The 19534-nt window shown below is 65.5% G+C and carries 10 protein-coding genes; 1 reads left to right on the forward strand and 9 read right to left on the reverse strand.

Going from position 1 to position 19534, the window contains the following annotated elements; genetic code table 11:
- Positions 1-42: 42 nt before the first annotated feature.
- Positions 43-1230 (reverse strand): MFS transporter, encoded by a 1188-nt coding sequence (locus QZY06_RS18550; RefSeq protein ID WP_295686867.1) that lies wholly within the window; start codon positions 1228-1230, stop codon positions 43-45.
- 109 nt (positions 1231-1339) lie between these two features.
- Between QZY06_RS18550 and QZY06_RS18555 the strand changes: the two genes are divergently transcribed.
- Positions 1340-2263, forward strand: a complete 924-nt coding sequence (locus tag QZY06_RS18555) for a LysR substrate-binding domain-containing protein (protein WP_295686869.1) — start codon at positions 1340-1342, stop codon at positions 2261-2263.
- 3 nt (positions 2264-2266) lie between these two features.
- Here the strand turns inward: QZY06_RS18555 and QZY06_RS18560 are convergent, their stop codons facing one another.
- The 8 genes from QZY06_RS18560 to QZY06_RS18595 all read right to left on the reverse strand — a co-directional run.
- A complete protein-coding gene (locus tag QZY06_RS18560) occupies positions 2267-3010 on the reverse strand; it encodes a DUF6714 family protein (RefSeq protein ID WP_295686872.1) in 744 nt (247 codons plus the stop codon).
- A 230-nt stretch (positions 3011-3240) separates the two neighbouring features.
- On the reverse strand, positions 3241-5880 hold the full coding sequence (treY, locus tag QZY06_RS18565) for a malto-oligosyltrehalose synthase (RefSeq protein ID WP_295686875.1): 2640 nt from the start codon (positions 5878-5880) through the stop codon (positions 3241-3243).
- Positions 5877-7652, reverse strand: a complete 1776-nt coding sequence (gene treZ, locus QZY06_RS18570) for a malto-oligosyltrehalose trehalohydrolase (protein WP_295686877.1) — start codon at positions 7650-7652, stop codon at positions 5877-5879. The genes treY and treZ overlap by 4 nt, the downstream gene beginning before the upstream one ends.
- Positions 7653-7660: 8 nt before the next feature.
- Positions 7661-9802, reverse strand: coding sequence for a glycogen debranching protein GlgX (gene glgX / locus QZY06_RS18575; protein ID WP_295686879.1), 2142 nt, complete (start codon positions 9800-9802; stop codon positions 7661-7663).
- On the reverse strand, positions 9799-12183 hold the full coding sequence (gene glgB, locus QZY06_RS18580; RefSeq protein ID WP_295686882.1) for a 1,4-alpha-glucan branching protein GlgB: 2385 nt from the start codon (positions 12181-12183) through the stop codon (positions 9799-9801). The genes glgX and glgB overlap by 4 nt, the downstream gene beginning before the upstream one ends.
- A complete protein-coding gene (gene treS / locus QZY06_RS18585) occupies positions 12170-15523 on the reverse strand; it encodes a maltose alpha-D-glucosyltransferase (protein WP_295686884.1) in 3354 nt (1117 codons plus the stop codon). The genes glgB and treS overlap by 14 nt, the downstream gene beginning before the upstream one ends.
- Positions 15524-15525: 2 nt before the next feature.
- Positions 15526-18453, reverse strand: coding sequence for an alpha-1,4-glucan--maltose-1-phosphate maltosyltransferase (locus QZY06_RS18590; protein ID WP_295686886.1), 2928 nt, complete (start codon positions 18451-18453; stop codon positions 15526-15528).
- A 160-nt stretch (positions 18454-18613) separates the two neighbouring features.
- On the reverse strand, positions 18614-19534 hold a 921-nt coding region (locus QZY06_RS18595), incomplete at its 5' end, for a trehalose-6-phosphate synthase (protein ID WP_295686889.1).

Here is a 19534-nt window from a genome sequence, read left to right on the forward strand (position 1 = left end):
GTCAGCGATCTCTGCAAAGGGGTTTTGCAAGTGGCTCCGGGCTCAGGCGGCCGGAGCCGCCGGCAGGCCGGATGCATCCTCAGGCTTGCTGCGCGGCGGCCGCAGCAGCAGCACGAACGCCAGGCCGAACGCCGCCATCACGGCGCCGGCCAGCGCGACTGCCGGGTAACCCAGATCGGCGCTGATCACTGCGCCACCGACCACGGCACCGACGGCATTGCCGAGGTTGAAGGCGCCGATGTTCATCGCCGATGCCAGATTCGGCGCGTCGCCGGCGGCCGCCATTACCCGCATCTGCAGCGGCGGTACCACGGCGAAGCTGGTGATGCCCCAGAGGAAGATCAGCACCGCGGCCGGCAGCGGCCAATGCATGCCGACCGAGAACAGCACCAGCAGCAGCACCATGCTGGCCAGGGTGACGATCAAGGTGCCGTCCACCGAACGATCGGCGTAGCGCCCGCCCAGCCAGTTGCCGGCGGTCAGGCCGAGCCCGTAGATCACCAGCATCCAGGCGACGAAGCTGGTCGAGGCGTGCGCTTCCGTCAGCAGGATCGGGGCGATGTAGGTGAACACGGTGAACATCGCGCTCGAGGCGATCACGGTCAGCGCCAGGGCTTTCAGCACCGGTGCCCGTCCCAGCACGCGCAGTTCGGCACGCATGTCGGCGCCGGCATCGCCGGGAATGTTCGGCAGCGCCAGCCGCAGCGACACCACGGCCAGCATGCCCAGCCCGCCGATGGCCCAGAACACCGTGCGCCAGCCGAACTGTTCCGCCGCCCATGCCGCCAGGGGTACGCCGCCGACGGTCGCGATGGTTAAGCCCATGAACATTGCGGCAACGGCGCTGGCGCGCTTGTCCTGTGGCACCAGGCCTGCCGCGACGACCGCGCCCACGCCGAAGAACGCGCCGTGGCAGAACGAGGTCAGCACCCGCGCGAACATCAGGGTCGTATAGCCCTCGGACAGGGCCGCGAGCAGGTTGCCGGCGGTGAAGAGGCCCATCAGCGCGATCAGCAGCGTGCGCCGCGGCACGCGGCCGGTGGTCAGGGTCATCAGTGGCGCGCAGAGCAGCACGCCGAAGGCATAGGCGCTGACCAGCAGGCCGGCCGTCGGGATCGAGACGCCCAGATCGCTGGCGATCACCGGCAGCATGCCCATCGGCGCGAATTCGGTGACGCCGATGCCGAAAGCACCGATGGCCAGCGCCAGGATCGCGGTGTTGAACTTCATGATCTTTCCCATAATGAACGTGGCGCAAAGATAGACACTTTCATTCCCTTTCAGTAGATAGAAAACGGGACCAGTACCTTTGCTTTGAAATCACAGATGAGCCAGAACGATGATTGATCGGGCCAGCGAGATGGAAGCCTTCGATGCCGTCGTCCGCGCCGGCAGTCTGTCGGGCGCGGGACGCGTACTCGGGCTCACGCCCTCGGCGCTGAGCCGGATCATTTCCCGCATCGAAGTACGGCTGGGCGTGCGCCTGCTGATCCGCACTACCCGGACGCTGACCCTGACACCGGAAGGCAACGCCTACCACCAGGCCGCGCGCCGCATCCTGGCCGACCTCGCTGAATCCGAAGACGCGATCGCCTGGCAGGCCGCACCGCGCGGCCGGCTGCGGGTCAGCGTCGGGCCGGCGTATGGCCGGCTGACCATCGTGCCGCTGCTGGCCGGATTCGTCGCGCGGTATCCGGAGATCCTGGTCGACATCAGCGTCACCGACGCGCTGGCCGATGTGCTGGCCGGGCAAGCCGACGTCGCGATCCGCTTCGGCCCGCTGGCCGACAGCCCGCTGACGGCGCGGCGGATGGGCTCCAATGGCCGCACCATCGTGGCCTCGCCGGCCTATCTGGCGCGTGCCGGAACCCCGGCCGTGCCTGAAGACCTGTTCGGCCACAACTGCCTCAACTTCAATTTCCGGCGCGCCGATCCGGGATGGCCATTCCGCACCGACGGCCGCGATTACGTGCTGAACGTCGGCGGCAACATCGAGGCGAACAACGGCGAGACGATCTCGCAACTGGCCCAGCAAGGCGTCGGGATCACGCGTCTGGGCAGTTTCCATGTCGAAGCCGATATCGCCGCCGGCAAACTGGTCTCGCTGCTCGAGGACCACAATCCTGGCGATACCGAGGAGATTCACGCCTTGTTCGTCGGCGGCACCCGGACGCCAAGGCGGGTCCGGGTGTTCATCGATTTCCTGATCGAGCAGTTGTCGCCATCCGATGGCCCATTTGCGACGGGCCATCGAACGACTTGAGGCCTATGCCCGATCGTTGACCGGCGCGCGCAGCACCGCCATCAGGGCGCCGAGCGTCTTGGTCTTGCCGGCAGTGCGGCTGCGTGCCGGCGTTGCATCGGTCTGCACGCGTCCGGCGGAGGCTGCGCCGACCTTGATCGTCGGCTGCACGCGTTCCTGCAGACGCCAGTAGCGGCGCAGCGCCTTCTCGGCATCGAGGCCGCGCAGCGGTTCCTGATGCGGGTTTTCGCTGACGAATTCGAGGAAGGCGCAAACCGCGGCCGTCTGCGGCGCATCGAGCGACTGGAAGCGATCGAGCAGCTTCCGCGACCAGACGCGGTCGTCGGCGGCATAGGTCAGGTTGAACAGCACCGCACCCGGCAGACCAGTTTCCCAGACGGGCTGGGAAAGTTTTTCAAGCGCGGCAAGCAGAAATGCCGGCAGATGGAAGCGCCAGTTGGCGACGCTTAGCACCGGCAGCAGTCCCGCATGGCCTTCGAGTTCATCGGCAGCGTAGGCGGACCAGTGCCGCGGAGCGCCCGGATCATTGACGCTGGAAGTCACTTCTGCATCGGCGTCCTGCGCACGCTGCAGCGCGTCCAGGCTGGGTTCGCCAGCAGCCGCGACATCGGCAAATGCGGCCTTGATCCGGGCGCGCAGGGCCTCTGCGGCCGGCGTCGGCACGGATCGCGTGGCCGCCAAATGGCTCAGCTCGATCGGATCGCCCAGCGCGTTTTCAAACTGCTCGCCAAACTGTTGGTCGTACATCAGCGTTGCTCCTGCTGGGGGCAAAGCTGCATGGCAACGTCGCGATTCAGGGTCTGGTTCATGGCGCATCCTCCTGGCTTGAAGCCTTGAGCAAGCACATGGCGTGCCCGGTGCTGGCAGGCACGCCGCGTTGGATACGAACCGGCTGAGCAGGAATTACCGGGAAACCTGGGCGCTGCCGGTAAGCGCGGCACCGCCCGTCTTTCCAGCCTCGCCCTTATGGCCCGGCTTCAGACTCGATAGCGCAGCAGCGCCACGGGCAGATGCTGAAGCACATCGGACAGCGTGACCCGCTTGCCATCGGCTGCCACGGCGGCACCGCCCAGGGCATCGTAGAGCGCCGATGGCGCATCGGCCGGCAGCAGCACCGCGCTGTCTTGCCAGTGACCGAAGGCGACTCTCGGCAAGGCCATGGCCTTGTCCGCTCGTGCGCCCAGCCGAGTGACGATGGCGATCACCACGTCGTTGCCGGCACGGCGGGCAAACGCGAAAGCGCTGTTGGCCTGCGGGCCGATGATGGCCAGACGCTCGTAGCTGCCAGTCTCGAAAACCTCGGGCAGTGCCTTGCGCAGCGCCAGTGCGGCCGCGACCAGCGCCTGCTTCAGATGGCCGTCCTGCCAGTGCTCGATCATTGCGGCGGGTGGGGCCGGAGCATCAAGGGCCTGCCGACGCGCCGGGTAATCGACCGGCCGGCGGTTGTCCGGATCGACCAGGCTCAAGTCCCAGAACTCGGTGCCCTGGTAGAGATCGGGCACGCCCGGCACGGTCAGCCGCAGCAGGGTTTGCGACAGGCCGTTCAACGCTGCGTACGGCGCGATCCGGGCTACCAGCTCGGCCAGGATCCCGACGGTCGCGGGATTGCTCAACAGGGCATCGAGAAAGGCACGATTGTTCTGCTCGAAGGCTTCATCCGGATGCGCCCAGCTGGTCAGCAGCTTGGCTTCGCGCAGCGCCTTCAGCTGCCAGCCGGCCACTCGTTCGCCGAAGGCGGCGATGGCTTCGCGGTCGTCCAGATCGAGATCCAGCGGCCAGGAGCCGACCAGGGTCTGATAGAGCATCAACTCATCGGCCGGCGTCGGCGTGTCGCTGTCCTTCCGCAGGCTGCTCGATGCCTCGTGCAAACGCTGCACGGTGGCCGCCCACAGCCGCGGCAGCTCGCTGAGCACGGCCAGGCGCATGCGGGTGTCTTCGCCACGCTTGTGATCATGGGTGGCGGTGGCGACCATCGAACGCGGCACGCGCAGCGCGCGATCGAGATTCAGCGCGTGGAATTCCTTCGGCGTCATCGCGAATTGGCCGGGCCAGCTGCCGACTTCGTTGCGCGACAGCAAGCGCCCGTAGCGATAGAACACTGTGTCTTCGACCGATTTCGCATCGAGCGCCGGTAGCAGTTTCTGCATGCGTTGCAGCGCGCGATGAGCGCGCTGCGTGGCTTCGTCAGCCTCGGCCGGCAGCTGGTCCTGGGCGGTGTCGAGCCAGCGCACCAGCAAGGTCAGCGCACGGCCATCGTCGTGGATGCCCTGCGCTTCGATTGCCTGCAGGGTGACCAGGATCACCTTGCGGTCGTGCATGTCGGCATCGTCTTCGCCGACATAACTGCGATAGGTCGGGAAGTGCGCGAGGAATTCGATCAGCGCCACGCGCATGTTGATCGTATCGATGCGCCACTCGGGCGTGGCGACGGCGGCGTAGTCCATCAACAGCGCGGTCAATGCATCGACATCGCCAGCGAAGCTCGATTCCGCCAGCTCCTTGCGGGCGCGATAGGCGTAGTGCGAAGCATCGTCATGCTCGCCGGTGAAGCTTTCCCAGAGTTCGGTCAGCGGCGCTTCGCCGGCCGGATCGTGGAGCAGCCCGGAGACGGCATCCATGAACTTGTAGCCGGTGGCGCCATCGGTCTGCCAGTCGCCTCTGAGCACTTCGCCGTGACCGAGGATCTTCTCGACCACCAGCCACGGCGTTTCCAGCGCGAACTCCTGCGGCCGCTCGGCGTGCAGCAGATCGAGCCGCTGGCGCAGGCGCGCGAGGTAGGCTGCCGGATCGGCCAGACCATCGATGTGATCGACACGGAAACCGTCGACCAGGCCTTCCTGATACAGCCTCAGCGGCAGCGCATGCGTGGCTTCGAACACTTCGTCGCGGTCGGCACGGATCGCCGCCAGGCTGGTGACATCGAAGAAGCGCCGCCAGTTGATGCGCGCGCCGGCTTCATGCCAGTCGACCAGAACATAGTGCTGGCCGTGCAGCAGCTGACGGAGCCGCTCGATGCCTTCGGCGCTGTTGTTGTAGCGGGCCAGCGCTTCGGCGATCGAGTGCGGTTCGGTGATTCCGGCGTAGTCGAACGGCGAGATCGGAAAGCGATGTGGACCGTAGTCGACATGGAAGCTGCCGCGCGCTTCGTTGAAGCCGAGCTTGAGATCGCCATCGGCCAGCGCGGCATCGAGGGGTTTGCCGAGAAACGGCGCCAGCAGCTTGCCGTGCAGCGCTTCATCCGGCGGCGACCAGTCGATGTCGAAGAACTTCGCGTAGCGGCTGGCCGGCCCGGATTCGAGCACGTCCAGCCACCAGGGATTGTCGGCCTCACCAACCGCCATGTGATTGGGCACGATGTCGACGACCAGGCCCATGCCGTGTTCGCGCAAGCGCGCGACCATCCGGCGCAGCCCGTCTTCGCCGCCGAGTTCGGGATTCACCGCGCCGAAGTCGACCACGTCGTAGCCGTGCGCCGAACCCGCGCGCGCGGTATAGATCGGCGACGCGTAGTAATGGCTGATGCCGAGCTTCGCGTAGTAGTCGACGCAGGCGGTGGCGTCGTCGAAGGTGAAGTCCTTGTTGAACTGCAGGCGGACCGTCGAGCGCAGGACGTTCATGCCGGCACGCTGAACAGCAAGGTGCTGGAGCCGATCAATACGCCCTTCGCGGCATCGCTTTCCGCTTCGTCACTGCTCGCATAAAGCAGTTTCGCGGACGGTGCGATCTCGAACTCCACCGGCGCTTCATCAAGATTCGCGTAAAGCCGCAGCCAGGTTTCGCCGCTCAGCCAGGCAGTGCTGACGGCAGCGCGGCCGAGCACGGCGGACTCGCGCTGAGTGATGCCGGCGAGGCCGGGCATCACATGCTCGCGGCGCAGGGCCAGCAGGCTGCTGTAGAACGCGCGCCACAGCGGAGACTCGGCCGTTGGCTGCGGCACCGAGGCCGCGAAGGTCGTGGGCTCGTTCGGGTCCGGCAAGTTCGGGCTGTCGGCGGTATCGGCAAAAGCCTCGAACTTCGAGAACTCTTCCATTCGGCCGACTCTCACCTGTTCGGCCAGCTCCGGGTGGTGATCGGTGAAGAACAGGAACGGTTCGCGAGCACCGTCTTCCTCGCCCATGAACAGCAGCGGAATCTGCGGCGACAGCAACACCAATGCGGCGGCAGCGCGGAAGGCATCGGCGCGGCACAGGGTCAGCAGACGTTCGCCGAACGCGCGATTGCCGATGTGATCGTGGTTCTGCAGGAACAGCACGAAGGCCGTCGAGCGCAGTGCCTTGCTCGGCTCGCCACGCGCCCGGCCGCAATGCTCGGAATGCTCGCCCTGATAGACGAAGCCTTCAGCCAGGCAGCGCGCCAGCTTGTCAGCCGGCGTCACCGCGTAATCGGCGTAATAGCCTTCGTGCTCGCCGGTCAGCAGCACGTGCAGGCAGTGATGACCGTCGTCGTTCCACTGCGCGTCGAAGCTCGGTGTGTTGCTCTCGAGCAGGCTGGCGCAGTTGTCTTCGTTCTCGACGATCAGATGGATGTGTCTGTCCGGCGCAACGCTGCCGCGCACGGCGCGAGCGAACTCGAACAGGTAATCGGGATCGTCGATCGCGTGCACGGCGTCGAGGCGCAGGCCGTCGAAGCGGTAGTCGTTGAGCCAGTGCTGGGCGTTCTCGATAAAGAAATCACGCACTTGCCGACGACGGAAATCGATCGCCGCGCCCCAGCCGGTGTTGCGGTCGTCGCGGAAGAAATCGCTGGCGAAGAGATGCAGGAAATTGCCGTCTGGACCGAAGTGGTTGTAGACGACATCGAGCAGCACCATCAGGCCGAGGCCGTGGGCGGTGTCGATCAATTCCTTCAGCTCGTCCGGCGTGCCATAGGCGACCGCGGGTGCGAACGGCAGCACGCCGTCGTAGCCCCAGTTGCGGACACCCGGAAACTGCGCGATCGGCATCAACTCGATCGCGGTGACGCCGAGCGCAGCCAGCTCGGGCAGATTCGCGGTGACGCCCTTGAAGCCGCCGCAGACACCGACGTGCAGCTCGTAGATCACCGCTTCCGACCATGGCCGGCCCTGCCAGTCGGGATGACGCCATTGGTAAGCATCGTGGTCGACGACGATGCTCCAGCCGTGGGCATCGTCCTGCTGCTGGCGTGATGCCGGATCCGGAACATCGATGCCATTGGCGGTGCCGTCGGCGAGCCGGAACTTGTAACGCGCACCGGTGGTGCAGGACGTCTGCACTTCGTACCAGCCGGCGCGCACCGGATTCATCGGCAGCGGTTCCTGGCCTTCCAGCAGCAGCGAAACCGCCGCGCAGTTCGGCGCCCAGAGCCGGAAGAAGACCATGCCGGTGGCGGCATTGAGCTGCGCGCCGAACGGGAAGCGAGCTTGCGTCATCGGCCCATTCACGCTGCTTCGGCCTCTGCGGCAGCCTCGCCTGCCGGACCACTCTCCCCATCACCGGTCTGGGCGCTGAGCAAGGACACACTGTGAGCGCGCACCAGCAGCGCGTCTTCGGTGATCGCCCGGACCTCGGTCGTCGCTTCGGCGCTGTCGATCAGCAGATGCCAGCCGAGAGCCGGCGGCGGCAGCTTGAAGCTTTCGTCCTGGTTGCTGGAGTTGCAGAGCAGCAGCACCAGCATGGTGTTGTCCGGGCCGACCTTGGCGCGGCGCAGCGCCAGGGTGCGGCCCTCGGCATCGTCCCATTCGTCCGGCATCAGCGGATCGCCAGCGGTGTTGAACCACTCGATGTCGCGAACGCCGGCGTCGGGAATTTCCTCGCCGGTGGGGAAGTCGAGGCTGTGCAGGATCGGCATGCCCTTGCGCAGTTCGAGCAGGCGCGAGGTGAAGGCGTACAGCGAGCTGCCGGCCGGCGTATCGAGCAGCGACCAGTCCAGCCAGCTCAGCTCGTTGTCCTGGCAGAACGCGTTGTTGTTGCCGTTCTGGGTGCGGCCGAACTCGTCACCGCCGAGCAGCATCGGCGTGCCCTGCGAAAACACCAGGGTGGTCAGCTGCGAGCGCTTGACCCGCTCGCGCGTCTCGTTGATGCCTTCGTCATCGCTCGGGCCTTCGGCACCCCAGTTGTTGCTCCAGTTCGAATCCGAACCATCGCGATTGTTCTCGGCGTTGGCGTCGTTGTGCTTGCCGTTGTAGGTGACGACATCGTGCAAGGTGAAGCCGTCATGTGCGGCGATGAAGTTGACCGAGGCCCAGGGCTTGCGGCGGCGATGGTTGAAGGTCGCCGAGGAGCCGAGCAGGCGATCCGCCAGTTCCGGGCGCTGATGGGAATCGCCGCGCCAGTACTTGCGCACGCTATCGCGGTACTTGTCGTTCCACTCGGCGAAGCCCGGCGGATGCTGACCGAGCTGATAGCCGCCGGGGCCGATGTCCCAGGGCTCGGCGATCAGCTTCACTTCGCTCAAGGTCGGGTCCTGGCGGATCGCATCGAAGAAGCCGCCATTCGGATCGAAGCCGGTCGGCTCGCGGCCGAGCGTGGAGCAGAGATCGAAGCGGAAGCCGTCGATCTGGTAGGCAGTGGCCCACCAGCGCAGCGAATCCATGACCATCTGCAGCACCCGCGGATGCGGCAGGTTCATGGTGTTGCCACAGCCGCTGTCGCTGACGTAATAGCGTTCTTGACCGGGAATCAGCCGGTAGTAGCTGGCGTTGTCGAGGCCGCGGAACGACATCGTGGCGCCGCGCTCGTTGCCTTCGCAGCTGTGGTTGTAGACCACGTCGAGAATCACTTCGAGGCCGGCCGCGTGCAGCGCCTTCACGGCATCGCGCATCTCGTTCGGATCACCGGACGACAGATACGCGGGATGTGGCGCGAAGAAGCCGAGCGTGTTGTAGCCCCAGTAATTGCTCAGGCCCTTTTCTTCGAGGAACGGCTCGTCGAGGAAGAAGTGGATCGGCAGCAGTTCCACGGCGGTGACGCCCAGCTGCTTGAGGTGATCGATGAAGCGCGGATCGGCCAGTGCGGCGAAGGTGCCGCGCTGCTCGTCGGCAATGCCGTCGCGACGCATCGAAATGCCGCGCACATGCGCTTCGTAGATCACCGTTTCCGACCACGGCACGTCCGGCTTCTTCACGCCCTGCCAATCGTAGTGGTCGTTGGTGACCAGGCACTTCGGCATCAGTGCTGCGCTGTCGGCATCGTTGAAGCTGAGATCGGCACGCGCGGCATTGAGGCGATAACCATAAAGCTCCGGGCCATGCTTCACGTCACCGACGAGCTGTTTGGCGTAAGGATCGACCAGCAGCTTGTTGACGTTGAAACGGTGGCCGGCCTTCGGCTCGTAGCGGCCTTCGGCGCGATAGCCGTAGCGCAGGCCCGGCTGGGCATCTGGAAGGTACCCGCACCAGACCTCGTCGATGCAATCGGGCATCGGCAAGCGGGCGGTTTCAGTGCCGGCTTCGTCGAACAGACACAGCAGCATGCGATCGGCATTGGCGGAAAACACCGCGAAGTTGACGCCATGCTGATCTGGCGTGGCACCGAGTGGATACGGCCGGCCACGTTGCAAAGGATTTGCGCTGCTGCTCATACAAGAATCTCGAAGGAGGGTTGCAGGATCAGCACTGCCAGCGGCGGCAAGCTCAGATTCAACGAGGCTGGCTGGCCGTGAGCCGCGATGGCATCGGCGACCACGCCGCCACCATTGCCCTGATTGCTGCCGCCGTAGATCTGGCCATCGCTGTTCAGGCACTCGCGCCAGTGGCCGAGCTGCGGTACGCCGACGCGATAAGCGTGCCGGGTCACCGGCGTGAAGTTGGCGACCACCAGCACTGGCGCATCGCCGACTCGGCCGCGACGCAGGAACGCGAAGACGCTGTTGGCGCGGTCATCGCCGATGATCCATTCGAAGCCGAGGCCTTCGCAGTCGAAGGTATGCAGCGCCGGCAGTTCGCGATAGAGATGATTCAGATCGCGCACCAGGCTTTGCACGCCGTGGTGGCCGGGATCATCGAGCTGTGCCCAGTCCAGAGCCGCGTCGTGATTCCATTCGCGCGGCTGGGCGATCTCGCAGCCCATGAACAGCAGCTTCTTGCCGGGATGCGTCCACATGAACGCGAAGTAGGCGCGCAGGTTGGCCAGCTTCTGCGCGGCATCGCCGGGCATCTTGTCGAGCAGCGAGCCTTTGCCGTGCACCACTTCATCGTGAGAGATCGGCAGCACGAAGCGTTCGGAGAACGCGTAGACCAGACCGAAGGTCAGCCGGTCATGGCTGTAGCTGCGGTAGATCGGATCGGTGCGAATGTAGTCCAGCGTGTCGTGCATCCAGCCCATGTTCCATTTGTGGCTGAAGCCCAGGCCGTTCTCGCTCGCCGGCCGGGTGACGTTCGGCCAGGCAGTGGATTCTTCGGCGATCATCAGTACGTCCGGATGTCGCTCGCTGACCACGGTGTTGAGTGTCTTCAGGAACTCGATGGCTTCGTAGTTCTCGCGGCCGCCGTGAACGTTCGGCACCCATTCGCCCTGCTTTCTGGAGTAGTCGCGATAAAGCATCGAAGCGACGGCATCGACCCGCAGGCCGTCGACATGGAAACGCTCCAGCCATTCCAAGGCGCTGGCGATCAGGAAGCCGCGCACTTCGCGGCGGCCCATGTTGTAGATCAGCGTGTTCCAGTCCTGATGCCAACCTTCGAAGGGATTGGCGTGCTCGTACAGCGCCGTGCCGTCGAAGCGCGCGAGGCCGTGGGCATCGGTCGGGAAATGCGCCGGCACCCAGTCGAGAATCACGCCGATGCCGGCGGCATGGGCGCTGTCGACGAAGCGGCGGAAATCATCTGGCGAACCGTAACGCGCGCTCGGCGCATACAGGCTCAGCGGCTGATAGCCCCAGGAGCCGCCGAAGGGGTACTCCATGATCGGCATCAGCTCGACATGGGTGAAGCCCATCGCCTGCACATACGGGATGAGTTTCTCTGCGAGTGCTGCCCAGTCGAGCGTCTGCTCGGCGTCATCGCGACCGTCGCGGCGCAGCCAGGACCCGGCGTGCACCTCGTAGATCGACAGCGGCGCATCCGGCCCGTGGTAGTGGCCACGCTCGGCCAGCCAGTCCTGATCGCGCCATTCGAAAGTGCTGACCGGCGCTACCCGGGACGCAGTAGCCGGCGGTGCTTCGGTGGCATGGGCAAGCGGATCGGCTTTCCAGGGCAGTGGGCCTTCGCTGCCGACGACGTGGTACTTGTACGCAGCACCTTCAGCAACCCGCGGGACAAACAGCTCCCAGACGCCGGAAGCCCTGCGCAACCGCAGCGGATGGCGTCGCGCATCCCAGCTGTTGAAATCGCCGACCACCGATACCGCCACCGCGTTCGGAGCCCAGACCGCGAAGCGCGCGCCGGGCACGTCATCGATCAGCACCGGCTGGGCGCCGAACTGCTGGCCCAACTCCCAATGCCGGCCTTCGTTGAACAGATAGAGATCGACTTCGCCGAGCAGCAGCGGGTAGGTGTACGGGTCTTCGGTGATCTGCTCGATGCCTTCGCCTTCACCCGGCCAGAGGATCCGCAGGCGATAAGGCTGCGCCGGGCTCAGGATGCCTTCGAACAAGCCGGAGTCGTCGGTACGCGATAGTTCGCCGAGCGCGCTATCGCTGTCGCGGCTGAGCAGATGCACGGCGCGAGCGCCGGGCATGAACACGCGCACTCTTTGGCCGCGCTCGGCAGCATGGGCGCCGAGGATCGAGAACGGATCGCTGTGGCGGGCTTCGGCCAGTGCGCGAATCGCGTCCTGATCGAGGCTGGGCTTGGCCACCAGTTGAACACTGGCCTGCACAACTGTCGTCTCGGCAGAATCAGCCTCAGGCGCCGCTTTCACGGCTTTCGAACGGCTGGCGCGCGCTGCCGACTTCTTGGCTGCTTCCTTGCCCGCGACTGGCTTGTCGACAGTGTCTTCCGATGACGATTCAGACCTCGGCATGGACGGCCTCCTGGGTGGCAGGAATGGCAGGGGAGCGGACCAGTGCCAGCAGGCCTTCGATCGGCAGGCCGATCCAGGCCGGGCGCGATTCGGCTTCGTACTGCACCTCGTAGGCGGCCTTGCCGAGCAGGAACAGATCGATCAGCGGCTGGAAGCTCTGCTCGTCGTACCAGCTGCGCTCGGCACCGGCTGCCACCTCGCGGTAAGCGTTGAGGAAGGCGGCCTGCGCCTGGGTGTGGAACTCGTGGGTCAGCTTCTGGCGCAGCTGCGAGCGTTCGCGCGGCATCGCGGCGCCGGCTTCCGGCTGGGCGGTGGCCGACGACAGTGCCGCGTAATGCAGCGAGCGCAGCAGACCGGCGACATCGCGCAGCGGGCTGGATTTGGCACGCCGTGCGGCCAGCGAGCGGCCGGGTTCGCCTTCGAAGTCGATCAGGCAGACATCGCCGGCCACGACCAGGATCTGGCCCAGATGGAAATCGCCGTGGATGCGCGTGGTCAGCATCGCGCCTGCCAGGTGCTCGAAGCTGTCGAGCCTTGCGTACAGGGCTTCGCGAGCGGCCAGCAGTTCGCCGGCGGCGGCCTGGGTTTCGGCATCCGGCCACTCGCGACGGCTGCCGAGCAGGGCCAGCGCCTGATCCAGTTCCTTGCGCACGTCGGCAACCCAGCCGGCGATGTCGGCCTTGGTGGCCGGCGCGGGCGCGAACGCCGGGTCGTCGCTGTCGGTGGCCAGCGCCACATGCATTTCGGCGAGGCGGCGGCCGATCGCCGCGGCGGTCAGCGCGTAGCCGGCAAAGGCATCGCGGATGTTGTCCTCGGAGACTTCGGTGAGGGTCAGCGGTTCGAAGCTGCGCTGCAGCCAGGACAGGGTCCAGGCCCAAGCATCGCCTTCGTTGTGCACATAGCGTTCGACGATCGCCATGGTCCGCTGCACGCCGTCCGCTTCATGCTTGACGATTTCGCCGAGCAGTTCCGGGATTGCCTTGAAGCCCTGCGTTGTCAGATGACGCGACATCTCGGTCTGCGGGTTCAGACCCGGCCGGATGCGGCGAACGATCTTGATGACCGCGGTCTCTTCGATCAGCACCGAGCTGTTCGACTGCTCGGCGGCGATCCAGCGCACCGCGGGTGGTGATGACAGGGTGATTGCATCCAGCCCCGGCTCGCCGATGAAGCGCACTTCGCCGCCTTCGCGGGACAGCACGGTCTGCGAGCTGCGCAGCGCTTCGAGCAGCGCTACCGGCAGCAGTTCGAGCGAGAAGGCATCGGTCATCAAACCGACCTTGCGGCCGAAGCGGACTCGCGCCAGCGCCAGCTGCTGCGGCAGCGCGCGGGCCACTTCGTTATCCCAGACCAGGGCCAGCGGAAGCAGGTAGCGCGCCTCGGCGGCGGGATCGCCGACCTCGATTTCGGCCAGCACCACGTTGCGATCACCACTGGTCAGCAAGGTGGTGTCGGCCATCCGCACGGTGCCGATCGCCATGTCCTTCGATGCGAACCAGCGCCGGCGCGGCAGGTAGTCCGGCAGGATTTCCTGGGTCAGCACCGTGCGGTGCTGGGGATCGCGCAGTTCCTCGATGCCGCGGCGAACCACCATCGTGGTCAGCTCCGGCATCTGTTCCGGCGCCGGCTTGTACCAGCTCGGCATGTTGGCGGCGACAGACAACTGCAGCCAGTAGAAACCATAAGGCGGCAGGGTCAGCAGATAGGTCAGCTGGCCGATCGGCGGGAACACCGAGTTGCCGCCCATCTCCACCGGCACGCGGCCGGAGAATTCGGACAGATCCAGCTCCACCGCCTGCGGCGCACGTGAAAGATTGGCGACGCAAAGCAGCGTCTCGCCTTCCCACTCGCGCAGATAGGCAAGCACCTTGCGGTTCGAGGGATGCAGGAAGCGGATCGTGCCGCGGCCGAAGGCCTTGTGCTGCTTGCGGGTGGCGAGCATGCGGCGCATCCAGTTCAGCAGGGAATGCGGATCGCGGCTCTGTGATTCGACATTGACCGATTCGAAACCGTACAGCGTGCCCATGATCGACGGCAGCACCAGCTGTTCCGGATCGGCACGCGAGAAACCGCCGTTGCGATCCGGCGACCACTGCATCGGCGTGCGCACACCATCGCGGTCGCCGAGATGGATGTTGTCGCCCATGCCGATCTCGTCGCCGTAATAGATCACCGGTGTGCCGGGCATGGTCAGCAGCAGCGAGTTGAGCAGTTCGATGCGGCGGCGATCACGCTCCAGCAGCGGCGCCAGACGGCGACGGATGCCGAGGTTCAGGCGGGCACGCTTGTCGCTGGCATAGGTCTGCCAGAGATAGTCGCGCTCGGCGTCGGTGACCATTTCCAGGGTCAGCTCGTCATGGTTGCGCAGGAAGATCGCCCACTGGCAGTTGTCGGGAATCGCCGGCGTCTGCCGCATGATGTCGGTGATCGGGAAGCGGTCTTCCTGGGCGATCGCCATGTACATGCGCGGCATCAGCGGGAAGTGGAAGGCCATGTGGCATTCGTCGCCCTGACCGAAGTATTCCTGCACGTCTTCCGGCCACTGATTGGCCTCGGCGAGCAGCAGGCGGTTGCTGTACTTCTCGTCGAGCGCGGCGCGGATCGCCTTCAGCACGGCATGCGTTTCCGGCAGGTTTTCGCAGGAGGTGCCTTCGCGCTCGATCAGATAGGGCACTGCATCGAGGCGCAGGCCGTCGACACCGAGATCGAGCCAGTAGCGCATCACCGCGAAGATTTCCTTCAGCACCGCCGGATTGTTGAAGTTGAGATCCGGCTGATGGGCATAGAAGCGATGCCAGTAGAACGCTTCGGCGACCGGGTCCCAGGTCCAGTTCGAGGGCTCGGTATCGCAGAAGATCACGCGGGTGCCGAGATACTTTTCCTTGGTATCGGACCACACGTACCAGTCGCGGTACTTGGAATCCTTCGGCGCATTGCGGGCGCGCTGGAACCAGGGATGCTGGTCCGAAGTGTGGTTGATGACCAGCTCGGTGATCACCCGCAGGCCGCGGTCGTGGGCGGCCTGGATGAAGCGCTTGGCATCCTTCAGGTTGCCGTAATCGGGATGCACGCCGCGGTAGTCGGCGATGTCGTAGCCATCGTCCAGGCGCGGGCTGGGATAGAAAGGCAGCAGCCAGATGGTGTCCACACCCAACTCGACGATGTAGTCGAGCTTCGCTTCAAGCCCCGCGAAATCGCCGACGCCGTCGTTGTTGGCATCGAAGTAGGACTTGATGTGCAGCTGGTAGATGACCGCGTCCTTGTACCAGAGCGGATCATTGCTGAGCGCCTGGTGGACTTCGGGCTGATGCTGCAGCGGAGGTGCGTTGCCAAGTGCCATGTTCAGGCTCCCTGTTGATGGGTGTGGACCGGCCGCACGCGCCAGATGGCGTACGGTTTGGCCGGATCGAGCCGCAGGGTCTGGCTTTTGCCACGCCAGACGAAGCGAGAACCATCGAGCAGATCGTGAGCTTCAAGCTCCGCGTCATCGGGGAGCTTCCAGCGCCACAGCGGCACTTCGAAACTCGCCGTCTGCGGGTGATGCGGATCGAGATTGATGGCGATCAACAAGACGTTGTCGCGGTCTTCGGTCGCCTTCTCGAAATAGAGAATCTGGTCGTTCAGCGCGGTGTGGAATTCCAGGCCGCGTTGCGAGTGCAGCGCCGGGTTTTCGCGACGAATGCGATTCAGCGCCGTGATTTCCTGAGTGATGTGGCCGGGCCGCAGCCAGTCCCAGGCCTTCAGCTGGTACTTCTCGGAATCGAGGTATTCCTCCTTGCCCGGAATCGCTCGCGCTTCGCAGAGCTCGAAGCCTGAGTACACGCCCCAGAGGCCGGACAAGGTGGCCGCCAGTGCGGCGCGGATCAGATGGCCGGCGCGGCCGGAGTTCTGCAGGAACACCGGGTTGATGTCCGGCGTGTTGACGAAGAAGTGCGGCCGGAAGCAGTCACGCAGCGGCGGCGTGTTCAGCTCGGTCAGATATTCAGTCAGCTCGGCCTTGGTGTTGCGCCAGGTGAAGTAGGTGTAGGACTGCGAAAAACCGACCTTCGCCAGTTCCAGCATCGGCCCCGGCCGGGTGAAGGCTTCAGCGAGGAAGATCACTTCCGGATGCTGGCCACGCACCTCGGCGATCAGCCATTCCCAGAACGGCAGCGGCTTGGTGTGCGGATTGTCGACGCGGAAAATGTTGACGCCTTCGCCGACCCAGAACAGCACCACGTCGCGCAGCGCATGCCAGAGCCCTGGCTTGGCACCCGGCGCGTAGAAGTCGACGTTGACGATGTCCTCGTACTTCTTCGGCGGGTTCTCCGCGTATTTGATGCTGCCGTCGGCACGCCAGGCGAACCATTCCGGATGGTCCTTCAGCCACGGATGATCGGGCGAGCACTGGATCGCGAAATCCAGCGCCAGCTCGAGACCATGCGCGGCCGCTGCATCGCGCATGCGGCGGAAGTCTTCCAAGGTGCCGAGCTGTGGATGGATCGCATCATGGCCACCGTCCGGCGAACCGATCGCGTACGGGCTGCCCGGATCATCCGGCGCTGGTGTCAGCGTGTTGTTGCGGCCCTTGCGATTGGTCGTGCCGATCGGGTGGATCGGCGGCATATAGAGCACGTCGAAACCCATGTCGCGAATGCGCGGCAGTGCGGCGATCACATCATCGAAATTGCCGTGCCGACTGGTGTCGCCGCTCATCGAGCGCGGGAAGATTTCATACCAGGCGCCGAACGCCGCAGCGCTGCGCTCGGCATCGATCTCGGCACCCGGTTCCAGGCGCGTGGCGAACGGCTGATCATCGGCGGCCGCCATCGCGGTCGCGGTATCGAGGTCGAGCAGCAGATCGATGCGATCGCGCTCGTTGGCCGTTGCCAGGCGTTCGATCAGCTTGCGCAGCGGCTCGGCGAGCGGTTTCCTGGTGCGCTCCGCAGCGGCTTCGATCAGATGCCGGCCTTCGTCGATCTCGACGGTGACGCGCTGGCCAGCGCCATGCTTCTTGCGCAGCTCGCTGCGGAAGCTGGACCAGGCATCGCGCCAGGCTTCGACGGTGAATTCGTGACGGCCCAGCGCCGGCAAGGTGAAGCGGCCGCGGAAGCGATCGTTGCCGAGCGGCTGCATCACCGAACGGTTCCATTTCGTGGCGCCCACCGGGCGCCAGAGCAGATTCACGGCGAGCTGGTCATGGCCATCGGTGAAGACATCGGCTTCGACGACGACGCTGTCACCGACCACGCGCTTGGCCGGGTAGCGGCCGCTGTCGATGCTCGGTTCCAGATTGGCGATGATGATGCGTCGAGCTGCCAGCGCCGCGTCGACATTGACCTTGGTCTGCGCACGCTTGGCCAGCAGGCTGGCCTTGGCCGCCTTCTCGATCTTCGGCTCGGCCGGCGTCTGCAGCGCTTCGGTGAGCCGCGAGGTGGGCCGCAGATGACCTTCGGCATCGAGCGCGGCGTGGCCGAAATCCATCGGCAGCATCACGCCATGAGCCGCACCGGCAGCCAGCGCGCGCACCTGACAGCAGGCGCATTCGAGCATCTCCTCGCTGCCCTGCGCGGCCTGGTCGAACGGACCGTCGAGCAGCGCCAGCATGGTGACCGCCGGATCGTTGAATCGCAGCCCGGCGCGCAGCAGCGATGCCGGGCGCCAGTCGATGAACTGCGCGCGCTCGGCCAGATCGCCGATCAGCGCTTGCTGCAGCGACTGCAGGCGAGCCGGTGCGGCCAGCCGGAAGCCGGCGATGCCGGTGTCCAGCCAGGTGCTCAACTGTGCACGCCAGTAACGGGTGACGGCCGGCAACTGCGCCGGGGCGGCACTCAACTCCAGTGACGTGACCGGCGGCGCGGCGCGGCGTGGATCGAGCGCAGCGGCGTCAACGCGCGGCGGCACGCGGAACCAGTCGGCATGCTCGACGGCCACCGGGCTGCCGGCTGCGGCGCGATCGAGCGGCACATCGAGATACAGCGCCAGCCCATGCTGCTGCGCTTCCTGCACCAGCAGCGCCAGCATCTTGGTAGCCGATTCGGCGTTGCCCTGCGCCGGCAGCAGCTGATCGGCGACGAACGGCGAAGACAGCAGCACGGCATCGCAACCGAGTGCGGCGCAGCGGTCGAAGAGCGCCGGCCATTCGCGTGTCGGGCCCGCCTTGAGGACGTCGAGGAAATACACCGAAGCCGGCGCAAGCGACGCGCCGCGAGGCGAGCGCTGGGTCCGCGTCTTTGCGGGCAGCGTCCCGACATCTGCGGCTGCGGTCGATTTCGGCTTGGCTTGGAGCATGTTTTCCCTGGATCGACGTGAAGGTGTGCTCAGGTAACAACAAGTGCCGTGCCCGGCCTGCCGCTAGCTTGCAAAAAGTGTTTCCACGGGCGCTGATAAAAATTACAAGACGAAAGCGCGTGTCGGCGCAGCTCTTGCCGATGAGGGCCAGAAGTGCCCGTCAGCGGGCCGCAGCGGCCTCTGAAAGCGCGGTGACGAAGCGCTGGCGCCAATGCGCGAGGTCTTCGTCGTACAGGCCCTGGAGCAGCGTCTGATGGCGCGCGCGGCGCTCGGCCAACGGCATCTGCAAGGCGCGATTGATGTTTTCGGCGACGCTGACCGGATCGTAGGGATTGACGATCAGCGCGGCCGACATCTGCTGCGCAGCACCGGCGAAGCGCGACAGGATCAGCACGCCGGGATCTTGCGGATCCTGTGCCGCGACGTATTCCTTGGCGACCAGGTTCATGCCGTCGCGCAGCGGTGTGACCAGGCCGATGGCGCTGGCGCGGAACAGGCCGGCCAGGGCGCGTCGCGACACTGTGCGATTCATGTAACGGATCGGCGTCCAGTCGACTTCGGCGTGGCGGCTGTTGATCCGCCCCGCCGCCTGTTCGAGCTGCTCGCGAATATTGACGTACTCCGGCACTTCGCCCCGCGAGGTCGGCGCGATCTGCAGCAGCTCGACCCGGCCGTGCGCTTCCGGGTAGTTGTCGAGGAAATGCTCGAACGCGATGAAGCGGTCCGGCAGGCCCTTGGTGTAGTCGAGCCGATCGACGCCGATGATCTGGGCGCGGCCACGCAAGGCGGCGCGCACGCGTTCGGTCTGACGGCGGCCGTCTTCGGTATTGGTGAAGCTGGCGTACTCGGCGGTATCGATGCCGATCGGGAAATCCATGACCCGGACGTTGCGGCCGAACGCGTGCAGAACATCGCCGACCAGCGAGGAGCCTTCGACTTCGTTGAGCACGTAATCGATGAAACGGCCGCTGTCAGCCTCGGTCTGGAAGCCTACCAGATCGTAGGAGAACAGCGCGCGCACCAGCGAATGGTGGTGCGGCAGCGTCGCCAGCACTTCGCGTGACGGAAAGGGGATGTGCAG

Origin of the sequence: uncultured Nevskia sp. (genome assembly GCF_903885465.1) — a bacterium.
Taxonomy (GTDB): Bacteria; Pseudomonadota; Gammaproteobacteria; order Nevskiales; family Nevskiaceae; genus Nevskia.